Source organism: Leisingera sp. MMG026, from assembly GCF_021654205.1.
Lineage (GTDB): Bacteria > Pseudomonadota > Alphaproteobacteria > Rhodobacterales > Rhodobacteraceae > Leisingera.
Window position 1 is genome coordinate 63,235 of sequence record NZ_JAKFZM010000025.1, and the last position, 12,409, is coordinate 75,643.

Below are 12,409 nucleotides of genomic sequence, written 5' to 3' on the forward strand. Positions count from 1 at the left end.
GGCAGGCTGGCATGATCGGCAAACTGACAGGCCGCCTCGACTACCGGTCGCAGGACCACGTGCTGATCGACGTGCGCGGTGTCGGCTATATCGTCTATTGCTCCGACCGCACCATGGCGGCGCTGCCGGGCACAGGCGAAGCGATCGCGCTTTATACCGAGATGGTGGTGCGCGAAGACCTGATGCAGCTTTATGGTTTCACCTCTTTGGTGGAGAAGGAATGGCACCGGCTGCTGACCTCGGTGCAGGGGGTCGGGGCCAAGGTCTCGCTGGCCATTCTCGGCACGCTGGGGCCGGACGGGGTCAGCCGGGCGATTGCTTTAGGCGACTGGGCGTCGGTGAAGGCGGCCAAGGGCGTCGGCCCCAAGACCGCGCAGCGCATCGTGCTGGACCTCAAGGACAAGGCGCCGGGTGTGATGGCCATGGGGGGCGCTGTGGCGGATGCGATGGACGGCCCCGGGCTGGAGGTGGTCGAGGACGCCGGGCCGGCACCTGCTGCCAAACCGGCCCGCAAGGCGCCGCCAAAGAAACCCACTGGTGCCGCTGCGGCGTCGGCCGGGGCGCTGTCGGCGTTGGGCAATCTCGGCTATGGTCCGTCGGACGCGGCGGCAGCGGTGGCTGAGGCTGCGGCCACCTATCCGGATGCGGATGAAGCAGAGCTGATCCGCGCGGCGCTGCGGCTGCTGGCGCCGAAGGGGTGAAGATGAAACACCAAGGGCAGCGCCCGACGCTGGGCGGGTGCGAAGCGCCCTCCCGTCAAACCAAAGGTTTGCTTTCGGCAAAACGGGAGGGTCGGGCGCTGCCCGGCCTTCAGCCGGGTGGGACATATCAGAGAGACCTGTACCATGATTGACGCCGACCCCGCTCTGCGCCCCGAACCGCTGCCTGAGGACAGTTCAGCCGAAAACGACCGTGCCTTGCGTCCGCAGGGGCTTGGTGAATTCATCGGCCAGGCCGAAGCCCGCGCCAACCTGAAGGTCTTTATTGAATCCGCCCGCCGCCGCGGCGAGGCTATGGACCACACGCTGTTCCACGGCCCTCCCGGCCTTGGCAAGACTACTCTGGCCCAGATTATTGCCCGTGAACTGGGGGTGAATTTCCGCATGACCTCCGGCCCGGTTCTGGCCAAGGCCGGCGACCTGGCAGCGATCCTTACGAATCTTGAAGCCAGCGATGTGCTGTTCATCGACGAAATCCACCGGCTGAACCCGGCGGTGGAGGAGGTGCTTTATCCGGCGATGGAGGATTTCGAGCTGGATCTGGTGATCGGTGAAGGCCCTGCGGCGCGCACTGTGCGGATCGAGTTGCAGCCCTTTACCCTGGTCGGGGCCACCACCCGGATGGGCCTGCTGACCACACCGCTGCGCGACCGCTTCGGCATCCCGACCCGGCTGCAGTTCTATACCATTGACGAGCTGTTCGAGATTGTCCGCCGCAATGCCCGCAAACTGGGCGCGCCTGCGGATGATGCAGGCGCCCGCGAGATCGCGCGGCGCGCCCGCGGCACCCCCAGGATCGCCGGGCGGCTCTTGCGCCGCGTTGTGGACTTTGCGGTTGTGGAGGGCGATGGCAGGATCTCCCGCGAACTGGCCGATGGCGCGCTGACCCGGCTGGGGGTGGATCAGCTGGGGCTGGATGGCGCCGACCGGCGGTATCTGAACCTGGTGGCCGAGAATTACGGTGGCGGACCAGTGGGGATCGAGACGATCTCCGCGGCCTTGTCCGAAAGCCGCGACGCGCTGGAAGAGGTGATTGAACCCTTCCTTCTGCAGCAAGGGCTGATACAGCGCACCCCGCGCGGGCGGATGCTGGCGCAAAAGGCCTGGACCCACCTGGGGATGGCGCCGCCGCGTTCCCGGAACGATCTGTTCGGGTAGGTAGCGGAGTAACTACCATAAGCTGTACCCCCCGTGCTTACCTATACTGTGGGGGCGGAAGGTGGAGGCGATGTGCCTGTGTGATGCTCCGGCCAGGTGCTGAGCTGCAGCGCGGCGTTGCCTCCGGCGGGGGTGTTTTTGACCAGAAAGAAGCCGGACCGCATCTGTTTCACGCAATGCTGGATGCGCCGCGCCAGCGGCGCACGGCCCAAGGCTGTTTGCGGCGGCCTGGTGCAGCCAGGGGGCCGGACAGGTGCGGGAGTCTCCCCCTTGCCGATGCGCGGCTCAGACGGCATAGACAGAACAGGATCAAGGAGACGCATATGACCGCCCAGCTGCCAGACCTGACGCCCGAACAGATCGAAGCCCTGTTCACCCGCCAAGACGGCGCATACGCTTGTGCCCGCTGGGGCCGGCCGGTAGCGCCGATCGTTTTTGGCGTTCAGGACGAGACGCTGAAAACCGTCAAGGGTGCGTTGGAGGCAGTGATGACGCTGGCGGGCCATCAGATGGCCGAGACCGACCCTGAGCTGGGCTCGAACCTGATGTTCTTCTTTTTCCTGGACTGGGACGAATTGCTGGAAGTGCCTGATCTGGACCGGCTGATCCCCGGGCTGGCGCCGCTGGTGGCACGGCTGAAGGCGGCGGAGGCCAGCCAGTACCGGGCGTTCCGGTTTGACGATCAGGGCGGCATCAAGGCGGCGTTTGTGTTCCTGCGGATGCAGGGGGCGATGGCGCAGATGCCCGCCGAGACACTGGCGCTGACCCAGGCGGTGCAGGTGGCGCTGATGTGGGGCGAAGCGGCCTTTGCTGAAACCTCCCCCTTGGCGGTGCTGCCGGAGACCGGCGCCACTATCCTGCGCCCCGAAATTGCAGGGATCATCGCGGCAGCTTATGACCGGATGATGCCGCTGGCGGCGGACGACAAGTCCCACGCCCTGCGCTTGTTTGCACGGTTGCAAGCGCCGGCGGCGGGGCAACCGCAGTCCTGATGCGGTCTTTTGCGGGCTTGCCGCTGCCTGATGCAGCCCGGATTGCGCTGGAGCGCGTGCAAGAAGAGCTGACCGCAGGGCGGCCGGTGCCTGCAGAGAATATGCATCTGACGCTGGCATTTCTGGATGATCAGCCGGAACAGATGCTGCAAGCCCTGCATCAGGAACTCGCCGCCATCCGCGCGCGGGTTCTGACCCTCAGCATTCAGGGGCTGGAGACCTTTGGCGGCAGGCAGCCGCGGGTACTGGCTGCCGCAGTGCAAAAGACGCCGGAGCTGAACCGCCTGCGGAACCAAGTGCGCAGTGCCTGTCAGGCGGCGGGAATTGCTTTGGCACGGGAACGGTTCCGCCCGCATGTGACGCTGGCCCGGTTCCCGCGGAATCTGCAGCCGGGTCAGCTGGAGAAGATCGCCGGCTTCCTGCAAGCGGCGGCGGGCTTCCGGCTGCAGACCGATGCGGAATGCTTTGCGCTATACCAGTCTACGCTGGCCCCCGAAGGCGCGCGCTATGATGTTTTGGCGGAATACCCGCTGGAGAGCTGAGGCGCTTGCGGCGGCCCGGCCCCAGCCATAGATTGCCCGCCAAATCACAGGAGTGCAGAGCATGATCCACGAATTCCCGGTGCGGGTCTACTACGAGGACACCGACATGGGCGGGATCGTCTATCACGCCAACTACCTGCGGTTTATTGAACGTGCGCGCAGCGACTGGGTGCGCGGCATCGGTGTCGATCAGAACGCCATGCGCGAGGCCGGGCGGATCTATGTTGTGCGCCGGATTGAGGCGGATTACCTGGCGCCCGCCAAATTCGACGAGGAGCTGCTTGTCGCCACCGCGCTGCACAATGTGACACCGGCCCGGATGGTGCTGATTCAAGAGGTCACGCGCGGCGGCCAGCCGCTGTTCCGGGCCCAGGTCACCATTGTCTGCATCACCACAGGCGGCAAGCCTGCGCGGCTTCCGGCAGAGATTCGCGCATTGCAGTAACATTTGGCGCAGTAGCGCCTGTTTTAATGGCCTTTGACATTGAACTGGGCTAGCCTTTGGCCAAATAAGGCCGGAGAAACGGCCGGGAAATCGTAGAGCAGGCGAATGGAAGCAGAAACTCTGGCGCTGGCGCAGGAGATTGATTTCTCCATGTGGGGCCTTTTCGCGCGGGCCACCGTAACCGTGAAACTGGTGATGCTGATGCTGATCGGGGCTTCGGTCTGGTCGTGGGGCATCATCATTCAGAAAACCATCAACTACCGCAAGGCGCGCGGCGAGGCGGATGCCTTTGACCGCGCCTTCTGGTCCGGCAATCCGCTGGATGAGCTGTTCGACCAGGTCGGGGCAAGGCCGCCGGGTCAGGCGGCCCGGATCTTTTCCGCAGGCATGACGGAATGGCGACGCAGCCACCGCAGCGACGGCGGGCTGATCCCTGGCGCGCAGGCACGCATCGACCGGTCGATGGATGTGGCCATCGCCAAGGAAACCGAAGGGCTGCAAAGCGGCTTGTCGGTTCTGGCTACCGTTGGCTCCACCGCGCCGTTTGTGGGGCTGTTCGGTACTGTCTGGGGCATCATGACCGCCTTTATCGAGATTGCAGAACAGCAGAACACCAACCTTGCCGTGGTGGCGCCCGGCATTGCCGAGGCGCTGATGGCGACCGGGCTGGGCTTGCTGGCGGCCATTCCGGCAGTGGTTTTCTACAATAAGCTGAGCGCGGACAGCGACCGCATCATTGGCGGCTATGAGGGCTTTGCCGATGAGTTCGCGACCATCCTCAGCCGCCAGTTGGATTCCTGAGCTATGGGTGCCGCAGTCCAGCAGCCTTCAGGAGGCAGCAACCGCCGCCGGGGACGCCGCCGCGGACGCGGCAGGGTGATGTCGGAAATCAATGTCACGCCTTTTGTGGATGTGATGCTGGTGCTGCTGATTATCTTTATGGTGGCGGCACCGCTGATGACGGTCGGCGTGCCGGTAGAGCTGCCCAAGACCGCAGCGGGCGCCTTGCCCGGTGATGAGGAAGAGCCGCTGACTGTCACGATGACCGCCGAGGGTGGTGTTGAAATCCAGACCACGCCGGTTTCGCGCGATGAACTGGTGCCCAAGCTGCGGGCGATTGCGGCCGAGCGCAGCTCGGACCGGGTGTTTCTGCGGGCGGATGGCAGGATCGCCTATGCGGATGTCATGCAGGTGATGGGCGCGCTGAACGCAGGCGGGTTTTCCAACGTGGGGCTGGTGACGGACACCGGCGGCCCGGCCCTGGACGGGCAGCCGTCTGAGGGTGCAGGGCAGTAAGCGGGGACGCGGGCGGTGCAGACCGGAACCAGGATCTCTCTTGCCGGACATGGGCTGTTGATGGGGTGGGTTGTCTTTGGCGCCTGGTTCCCCTCCGAACCTTTGCCGTCCCGGGTGCAGCAGGTGGCGCTGATATCGGCCGAGCAGTTTGAAAAGCTCAGCCAGCAGCGCCAGGCGCCGCAAGTTGCCCCTGAACCTGCACCGTTGAATGAACCGGCCGAAGTGCAGCCCGCACCCGAGCCCGCGCCGCAGCCGGACCCGGAGCCGGAAACCGTTCAGCCCGAACCGGTCGCGCCGGCGGCGCCGGATCCGCAAGTGACAGAGATCCCCGAGCCGCAGCCCGAGCCGGATGTGCCGGACACGCCGCCTGCAGCGGCTGAGGAGCCGGAGATAGCTGCGCTGGTGCCGCAGGTGCGCCCTGAAACTGCGCCGCGCCCGGTGGAGCGTGTCGCGCCTGAGCCTGTTGCGCCACCAGAACCGGACACCAGGGTTGACGATGCTGCCCAGCCGGAAGTGGCACCGGAAGAGGGCGCCGAGACCGAACAGGAGGTGCAGGAGGCCACTGCGCCCGAGGCTGCCAGCGACCGGATTGTGACCGAAGAAAACGAAGGCGAGGACGTTGCAGCCTCCGCTGCGCCGGCAGTATCGGTGCGGCCCAGGACACGGCCGGCCCGGCCGCAGCCGCAACCGGAAGAGGCCGTGGAAGCGGCCCAGCCGGCCGGGCAGCCGGAGCCGGAGACGGCGGATACGCCTTCCGCAGTAGAGGATGCCTTGGCAGAAGCCCTGGCAGGCGGTGCCGATGTTGAGGCGCCGGAACCATCCGGCCCGCCGCTGACGCTGGGCGAAAAGGATGCCCTGCGGGTTGCGGTGTCGCAGTGCTGGAACGTGGGGTCGCTGTCGACGGATGCGTTGAACACCACGGTGGTGGTGACGGTGTCGCTGGCGCAGGACGGCAAGCCGGACAGCGGCAGCATCCGGATGCTGTCAAGCACCGGCGGCTCGTCATCGGCGGCACAACAGGCCTTTGGGGCCGCTCGGCGGGCAATAATCCGCTGCGGAGCCAAGGGGTTTCAGCTTCCCCCTGAAAAATACGCGCAATGGCGTGATATTGAGATGACATTCAATCCGGAAAGGATGCGGATCAAATGAGGAAAATTCTGGCAGCTGTGCTGATCGGGGCTTCGGCACTGGCCGGGGCGGGCGCCGTTGCGGCGCAGACCGGCCCGCTCCGTATCGAGATCGATCAGGGTGTGATTGAGCCATTGCCCTATGCGGTGCCGGATTTTGTGCCCGAGACCCCTTCGGCTGCGGAGCATGCGGCGCAGATCGCGCGGGTGGTGGCGGCGGACCTCAGCGGCACCGGACTGTTCCGCGAAGTGCCCGCCAGCGCTCATATCTCCAAGGTGACCGGCTTTGACAACCCGGTGAAATATGCCGACTGGAAAGCGGTGAACGCTCAGGCGCTGATCACTGGCGCTGTCAGCGTCACCGGCAACCGGCTGACGGTGCGGTTCCGCGGCTATGACGTGTTTGCGGAAAAGGAACTGGAAAGCGCGCTGCAGTTTTCCGGCACCACCGGCGGCTGGCGGCGGATGGCGCATAAGGTGGCTGATGCGATCTACAGCGAAATCACCGGCGAAAGCGGCTATTTCGACAGCCGGGTGGTCTATGTCTCTGAAAGCGGCCCCAAGAACGACCGCCGCAAGCGGCTGGCGATCATGGATTACGACGGCGCCAATGTGCAGTATCTGACCAACAGTGCGTCTCTTGTGCTGGCACCGCGGTTTTCGCCCACTGGCGACCGGGTGCTGTACACCAGCTATGAGAGCGGCTTTCCCCAGATCCATGTGCTGGATGTCGGCCAAGTGCAGCGCAAGATCCTGTCCAGCGGCGACGGCATCATGAGCTTTGCGCCGCGGTTTGCGCCGGACGGGCGCACGGTGGTTTACTCGCAAACCCAGGGCGGCAACACCGATCTGTTCTCGATGGATATCGGAACCGGGGGCAAGACCCGGCTGACCTCGGCGCCCTCGATCGAGACCGCGCCGTCGTTTTCGCCCGACGGGTCGCAGGTTGTCTTTGAAAGCGACCGCTCGGGCAGTCAGCAGCTTTATGTGATGCCCGCAAGCGGCGGCGAGGCGCGGCGGATCAGCTTTGGCCAGGGGCGCTATGGCACGCCCGTATGGTCGCCGCGCGGCGACATGATTGCCTTTACCAAACAGAACAAGGGCCGGTTCCATATCGGCGTGATGCGCACCGACGGCAGCGAGGAGCGCTTGCTGACTGCCTCGTTCCTGGACGAGGGGCCGACATGGGCGCCCAACGGCCGGGTGATCATGTTCACCCGTGAAAGCCAGGGCAGCACTGGGCGGGCGTTGCTCTATTCGGTGGACATTACAGGGCGCAATCTGAAGCCGATACGGACGCCGGACGGGGCCTCGGACCCGGCCTGGTCTCCGCTGCAGCAGTAAATGGGCCGTTAAGGCGGGGATACCCGCATAGTACCACCCCCGGGCTTATGCTAGTTTCGGGTTAAGAAACGCAAAGGGATAGGCAGACGATATGAGCGGTTTGAAATTGGCAATGGCGGCGGTGGCCGTGCTGGGGCTGACAGCTTGCAGCAGCAACCCATGGAACGACGATTTGAACGGCGGCGGGGCCGGGGCAGGCGGTGCAGGCGCCGGTGCAGGCGCGCTGGATCCGGCCAGCCCGGCCTATTTCCAGCAGACCGTGGGCGACCGGGTATTGTTTGCAATCGACCAGTCCACCCTGTCGTCTGCAGCCCAGGCAACGCTGCAAGGCCAGTCGCAGTGGCTGGCCCGGAACGCCGATTATGTGGTCACGATCGAAGGCCACGCAGACGAGCAGGGCACCCGCGAATACAACCTTGGCCTGGGTGCGAAACGCGCCAATGCCGCCCGCGAATACCTGATGTCCCAAGGTGTCGCCGGCAGCCGCATCAAGGTGGTAAGCTTCGGCAAGGAACGCCCGCTGGAAATCTGCTCGGACGAGGTCTGCTATTCCAAGAACCGCCGCGCGGTGACGGTTCTGGCAGGCGGGTTGACGGGGTAACGCCATGAAATCTTTGCGCATTGCGCTTTTGGCCTCTGTACTGCTGCTGCCGCTGCCGCTGGCGGCGCAGAATCAGCAGACCCTCGCTGATATCCGTCAGGAGCTGACTGTATTGCACGTCGAGATCCAGCGATTGAAGCGGGAGTTGTCGACCACCGGCGCGCCCTCGGCGGATCTATCCGGCAATACCGTTCTGGACCGGGTCGGCGCGATTGAAAGCGAGCTGCAGCGGCTGACCCTGCAAACCGAGGAGATGAACCACCGGATCGACCGGATTGTCAGCGATGGCACCAACCGGATCGGTGATCTTGAATTCCGGCTGGTCGAGCTGGAAGGCGGCGACATCGGCGCCCTGGGCGAGACAACCACGCTGGGCGGCGGTGAGCTGCCGGTTGCAGGCGCCGGCGCCATTGAGACAGAGGGCGCGGGCGGCCCGGCAGCAGGAGAGCTGGCAATCGGCGAGCAGGCGGACTTTGACGCTGCTGAAAAATTGCTGTCCGAGGGGCTTTACCAGGATGCGGCGGAGAAATTCGCGGCCTTCAATCAGGTCTATCCGGGCAGCCCGTTGGCGCCGGCCGCCGAATTCAGCCGCGGCAAGGCGCTGGACGGGCTGGGCGACACCCGCGAGGCCGCGCGGGCCTATCTGGCGGCGTTTTCCGGCAATTCCGCCGGGCCGGTGGCCCCCAAGGCACTGTTTGAGCTGGGCTCGGCACTGGGCCGCCTTGGCCAGACCGATCAGGCCTGCGTGACGCTGACCGAGGTCGGCGTGCGCTTTCCGGGTGCGGCAGAAGAGGCCGAGGCCGCGGCGGAAATGGCCAAGCTGGGCTGTTCTTGACGGGCGTGCGGCGCGATATCCTGCCCCTGGTGCAGAGCCAGTTTCGCTCCGCCCTTCCTGACCGGCTGGGAATCGCTGTTTCGGGCGGCGGTGATTCGATGGCGCTGCTGCATCTGCTGCACGACTGTTTCGCCGGCGGCGAGGTCACGTTGTTTGCAGCCACTGTGGATCACGGGCTGCGTCCGGAAGCGGCGGCAGAGGCAGAGGTTGCAGGGGCGGCGGCAGCCCGGCTTGGCATCAGCCATGCGGTGCTGCGCTGGGAAGACGGGCCGCAAGAGGGCAATCTGCAGAATCAGGCCCGCGAGGCGCGCTATGATCTGCTGACCGGCTGGGCACGGCGCCACGGCATCCCGGTGCTGGCACTGGGCCACACTGCCGATGATCAGGCCGAAACGGTGCTGATGCGGATGGCGCGTGCCTCGGGTGTGACCGGGCTGTCGGGCATGGCAGAGCGGCGCACGCACAACGGCGTGACGCTGCTGCGGCCGCTGCTGGATGTAACCCGCTGCGAATTGCGGGACTATCTGGAAGGCCGTGGCATTGCATGGTCAGAAGACCCGAGCAACGAGGATACCAGATTCGAACGGGTCCGGGTGCGCCGGGCGCTGCAGGAACTGGCGCCGCTGGGCTTGACCCCTGCGGTTTTTGCCAAGATTGCCCGCAACATGGCCAAAGCCCGTGAAGCGCTGGACTGGTACGTGTTCCTTGCCGCCCGCGACCTGGCGCATGTTCAGGCGGGGGCCGTTGTCCTGTGCCAGCGCAAATTCCGCACTTTGCCCAGTGAAATCAGCCACCGGCTGCTGGTGCGCTCCATTCAGTGGATTTCCGGCACTGCCTACCCGCCGCGCCGTGTGCCGATGGAAAAAGCCGTTCTGGCGGCGCGCAACGGCGGATCGGCCACATTGGCGGGCTGCCGTCTGGTCACCACCAGCAAACAAATATGGATCTGCCGCGAATACAATTCCGTGCGCGGCGAGGCCTCTCTGCCGGGGCAGGCCTGGGACGGCAGGTGGAAGGTTTATGGCGGCGACGCAAAGGGTTGCGAGATTCGCGCGCTAGGCCAAAAGGGTCTGCAACTATGCCCGGACTGGCGTGCTGCAGGGATGCCGGGCGCCGTGCTGCAGGCCACTCCGGCAGTGTGGCGGGGCGGGGAATTGGCGGCTGCACCAGCGGCTGGATTTGCCAATGGCTGGTCGGCGGAAACCGCCGGAACCGAAGAAGAGTTCTTTGCATCCCTTTTATCGCATTGAACCTGCTCGAATGATCCTTATTTTAAGCACAACGCAGGCGGCCCGTGTGGCGCGCCTATCTGATAGGGAGAACTTTCCTTGGGCAACGCTCGCAATATCGCCTTCTGGGTTGTTCTGTTTCTGCTGATTCTGGCGCTGTTCAATTTGTTCAGCGGTTCCGGCAGCACGATGCAGAGCCGTGAACGCACTTTCTCGGACTTCGTCAGCTCGGTTGAGACCGGCAAGGTCAGCACCGTCACTCTGGACGGGGAACAGGTGCGCTACACCACGACCGATGGGCAGAACTATGTCACCATCAAACCGGCCGATGCCGAAGTCACAGCACTTCTGATCGACAAGAACATTCCAGTGCGCGCCGAAAAACAGCAGCAGTCGGGCTTTCAGTCCTTCCTGATCACGCTGCTCCCTTTCATTCTGCTGATCGGCGTCTGGATCTATTTCATGAACCGGATGCAGGGCGGCGGCAAAGGCGGTGCCATGGGATTCGGCAAGTCCAAGGCCAAGATGCTGACCGAAAAGCATGGCCGGGTGACCTTTGACGATGTGGCCGGCATTGATGAGGCCAAGGAAGAACTGGAAGAGATCGTCGAATTCCTGCGCAACCCGCAGAAATTTTCGCGCCTGGGCGGCAAGATTCCCAAGGGTGCGCTGCTGGTCGGCCCTCCGGGCACCGGCAAGACGCTGCTGGCGCGCGCGATTGCTGGCGAGGCCGGCGTGCCGTTCTTCACCATCTCTGGCTCCGACTTTGTGGAAATGTTCGTTGGTGTCGGCGCGTCCCGTGTGCGCGACATGTTCGAGCAGGCGAAGAAAAACGCCCCCTGCATCGTCTTCATCGACGAGATCGACGCCGTGGGCCGCCATCGTGGCGCCGGTTATGGCGGCGGCAATGATGAGCGTGAGCAGACGCTCAACCAGCTGCTGGTTGAGATGGATGGTTTTGAGGCCAATGAGGGCGTGATCATCCTGGCCGCGACCAACCGTAAGGACGTTCTGGACCCCGCACTTCTGCGACCGGGCCGATTTGACCGCAACGTCACCGTTGGCAACCCGGATATTAAGGGCCGCGAAAAGATCCTGGGCGTGCATGCCCGCAAGACGCCGCTGGGGCCGGATGTGGATCTGCGCATCATCGCCCGCGGCACGCCTGGTTTCTCGGGTGCGGATCTGGCCAACCTAGTGAATGAGGCGGCACTGATGGCGGCCCGCGTCGGACGCCGCTTTGTCACCATGGAAGATTTCGAATCGGCCAAGGACAAGGTGATGATGGGGGCCGAGCGCCGCTCGATGGTGCTGACCCAGGATCAGAAGGAAAAGACCGCCTATCACGAAGCCGGGCATGCGGTTGTCGGCCATATACTGCCGGAATGCGATCCGGTTTATAAGGCGACAATCATTCCGCGCGGCGGCGCGCTGGGGATGGTGGTGTCCTTGCCTGAAATGGACCGGCTGAACTGGCACCGTGATGAATGCCAGCAGAAGCTGGCCATGACGATGGCAGGCAAAGCGGCTGAAGTGATCAAATACGGCGAGGACCATGTGTCCAACGGCCCGGCCGGCGACATCCAGCAGGCCAGCCAATTGGCCCGCGCCATGGTGATGCGCTGGGGCATGTCCGACAAAGTCGGCAATATCGACTATGCCGAAGCGCATGAGGGCTATTCGGGCAACACTGCCGGCTTCTCGGTCTCCGCAAATACCAAGGAGATGATCGAGGAAGAGGTAAAGAGCTTCATCCAAGCCGGCTATGACCGCGCGTTCCAGATCCTGACCGACCATCATGATGAGTGGGAACGCCTGGCGCAGGGCCTGTTGGAGTACGAGACGCTGACCGGTGAAGAGATCAAGCGCGTCATGAATGGCGAGCCGCCGCAAGCCGGTGATGACGAAGATGGCGGCGAGGATGAGGGTAATGCCTCGGTCACCGCAATCCCCAAGGCCAAGCCGAAAAAATCCCCGCCGGAAGGCGGCATGGAGCCTGAGCCGACAGCGTGAGGATCCTAACCTGAAAATGAAACGTCTCGGAAACCAGCTGCGGTTTCCGGGACGTTTGTTTTTGGGACGGGTGGCGGGGGCCGCGGGGGGGGGGGGGGGGTGGTGCTC

At 64.5% G+C, this 12,409-nt stretch carries 13 protein-coding genes; all 13 read left to right on the plus strand.

Annotated elements, in window-relative coordinates; translation table 11 throughout:
• The first annotated feature begins 11 nt into the window (after positions 1 to 11).
• The 13 genes from ruvA (at position 12) to ftsH (ending at position 12,301) form a co-directional block, all read left to right on the plus strand.
• Positions 12 to 701 (plus strand): Holliday junction branch migration protein RuvA, encoded by a 690-nt coding sequence (gene ruvA, locus L1069_RS14785; RefSeq protein WP_129371756.1) that lies wholly within the window; start codon positions 12 to 14, stop codon positions 699 to 701.
• Positions 702 to 845: 144 nt separating this feature from the next.
• Positions 846 to 1,877 (plus strand): Holliday junction branch migration DNA helicase RuvB, encoded by a 1,032-nt coding sequence (gene ruvB / locus L1069_RS14790; protein WP_129371755.1) that lies wholly within the window; start codon positions 846 to 848, stop codon positions 1,875 to 1,877.
• A gap of 323 nt (positions 1,878 to 2,200) precedes the next feature.
• The gene (locus tag L1069_RS14795; protein ID WP_237456172.1) at positions 2,201 to 2,869 is read left to right on the plus strand and encodes a hypothetical protein; all 669 of its coding nucleotides are present in this window, start codon (positions 2,201 to 2,203) and stop codon (positions 2,867 to 2,869) included.
• Positions 2,869 to 3,411 carry an RNA 2',3'-cyclic phosphodiesterase gene (gene thpR / locus L1069_RS14800; protein ID WP_237456173.1) on the plus strand — a complete coding sequence of 181 codons (543 nt, stop codon included), beginning with the start codon at positions 2,869 to 2,871 and terminating at the stop codon, positions 3,409 to 3,411. Before L1069_RS14795 ends, thpR begins: the two co-directional genes overlap by 1 nt.
• Positions 3,412 to 3,472: 61 nt before the next feature.
• Positions 3,473 to 3,856, plus strand: a complete 384-nt coding sequence (gene ybgC / locus L1069_RS14805) for a tol-pal system-associated acyl-CoA thioesterase (RefSeq protein ID WP_237456174.1) — start codon at positions 3,473 to 3,475, stop codon at positions 3,854 to 3,856.
• Positions 3,857 to 3,961: 105 nt separating this feature from the next.
• Positions 3,962 to 4,657, plus strand: coding sequence for a protein TolQ (gene tolQ, locus L1069_RS14810; RefSeq protein ID WP_129371751.1), 696 nt, complete (start codon positions 3,962 to 3,964; stop codon positions 4,655 to 4,657).
• Positions 4,658 to 4,660: 3 nt separating this feature from the next.
• Positions 4,661 to 5,152: a protein TolR gene (gene tolR, locus L1069_RS14815; RefSeq protein WP_129371750.1), complete on the plus strand. Its 492-nt coding sequence runs from the start codon at positions 4,661 to 4,663 to the stop codon at positions 5,150 to 5,152.
• 15 nt (positions 5,153 to 5,167) lie between these two features.
• Positions 5,168 to 6,301 carry an energy transducer TonB gene (locus L1069_RS14820; protein WP_237456175.1) on the plus strand — a complete coding sequence of 378 codons (1,134 nt, stop codon included), beginning with the start codon at positions 5,168 to 5,170 and terminating at the stop codon, positions 6,299 to 6,301.
• Positions 6,298 to 7,623 (plus strand): Tol-Pal system beta propeller repeat protein TolB, encoded by a 1,326-nt coding sequence (gene tolB, locus L1069_RS14825; RefSeq protein WP_237456176.1) that lies wholly within the window; start codon positions 6,298 to 6,300, stop codon positions 7,621 to 7,623. The genes L1069_RS14820 and tolB overlap by 4 nt, the downstream gene beginning before the upstream one ends.
• A gap of 91 nt (positions 7,624 to 7,714) precedes the next feature.
• Positions 7,715 to 8,224 carry a peptidoglycan-associated lipoprotein Pal gene (gene pal, locus L1069_RS14830; RefSeq protein WP_237456177.1) on the plus strand — a complete coding sequence of 170 codons (510 nt, stop codon included), beginning with the start codon at positions 7,715 to 7,717 and terminating at the stop codon, positions 8,222 to 8,224.
• A gap of 4 nt (positions 8,225 to 8,228) precedes the next feature.
• Positions 8,229 to 9,059: a tol-pal system protein YbgF gene (ybgF, locus tag L1069_RS14835; protein ID WP_237456178.1), complete on the plus strand. Its 831-nt coding sequence runs from the start codon at positions 8,229 to 8,231 to the stop codon at positions 9,057 to 9,059.
• A complete protein-coding gene (tilS, locus tag L1069_RS14840; protein WP_237456179.1) occupies positions 9,056 to 10,309 on the plus strand; it encodes a tRNA lysidine(34) synthetase TilS in 1,254 nt (417 codons plus the stop codon). Before ybgF ends, tilS begins: the two co-directional genes overlap by 4 nt.
• A 78-nt stretch (positions 10,310 to 10,387) precedes the next feature.
• On the plus strand, positions 10,388 to 12,301 hold the full coding sequence (gene ftsH, locus L1069_RS14845; protein ID WP_129371745.1) for an ATP-dependent zinc metalloprotease FtsH: 1,914 nt from the start codon (positions 10,388 to 10,390) through the stop codon (positions 12,299 to 12,301).
• Positions 12,302 to 12,409: the final 108 nt, after the last annotated feature.

Coding starts and splice junctions, on each gene's coding strand:
- tolB (WP_237456176.1), top strand. CDS start 6,298: ATGAGGAAAATTCTGGCAGCTGTGCTGATCGGGGCTTCGGCACTGGCC.
- ruvA (WP_129371756.1), top strand. CDS start 12: ATGATCGGCAAACTGACAGGCCGCCTCGACTACCGGTCGCAGGACCAC.
- thpR (WP_237456173.1), top strand. CDS start 2,869: ATGCGGTCTTTTGCGGGCTTGCCGCTGCCTGATGCAGCCCGGATTGCG.
- ruvB (WP_129371755.1), top strand. CDS start 846: ATGATTGACGCCGACCCCGCTCTGCGCCCCGAACCGCTGCCTGAGGAC.
- pal (WP_237456177.1), top strand. CDS start 7,715: ATGAGCGGTTTGAAATTGGCAATGGCGGCGGTGGCCGTGCTGGGGCTG.
- tolR (WP_129371750.1), top strand. CDS start 4,661: ATGGGTGCCGCAGTCCAGCAGCCTTCAGGAGGCAGCAACCGCCGCCGG.
- L1069_RS14795 (WP_237456172.1), top strand. CDS start 2,201: ATGACCGCCCAGCTGCCAGACCTGACGCCCGAACAGATCGAAGCCCTG.
- ybgF (WP_237456178.1), top strand. CDS start 8,229: ATGAAATCTTTGCGCATTGCGCTTTTGGCCTCTGTACTGCTGCTGCCG.
- tolQ (WP_129371751.1), top strand. CDS start 3,962: ATGGAAGCAGAAACTCTGGCGCTGGCGCAGGAGATTGATTTCTCCATG.
- ybgC (WP_237456174.1), top strand. CDS start 3,473: ATGATCCACGAATTCCCGGTGCGGGTCTACTACGAGGACACCGACATG.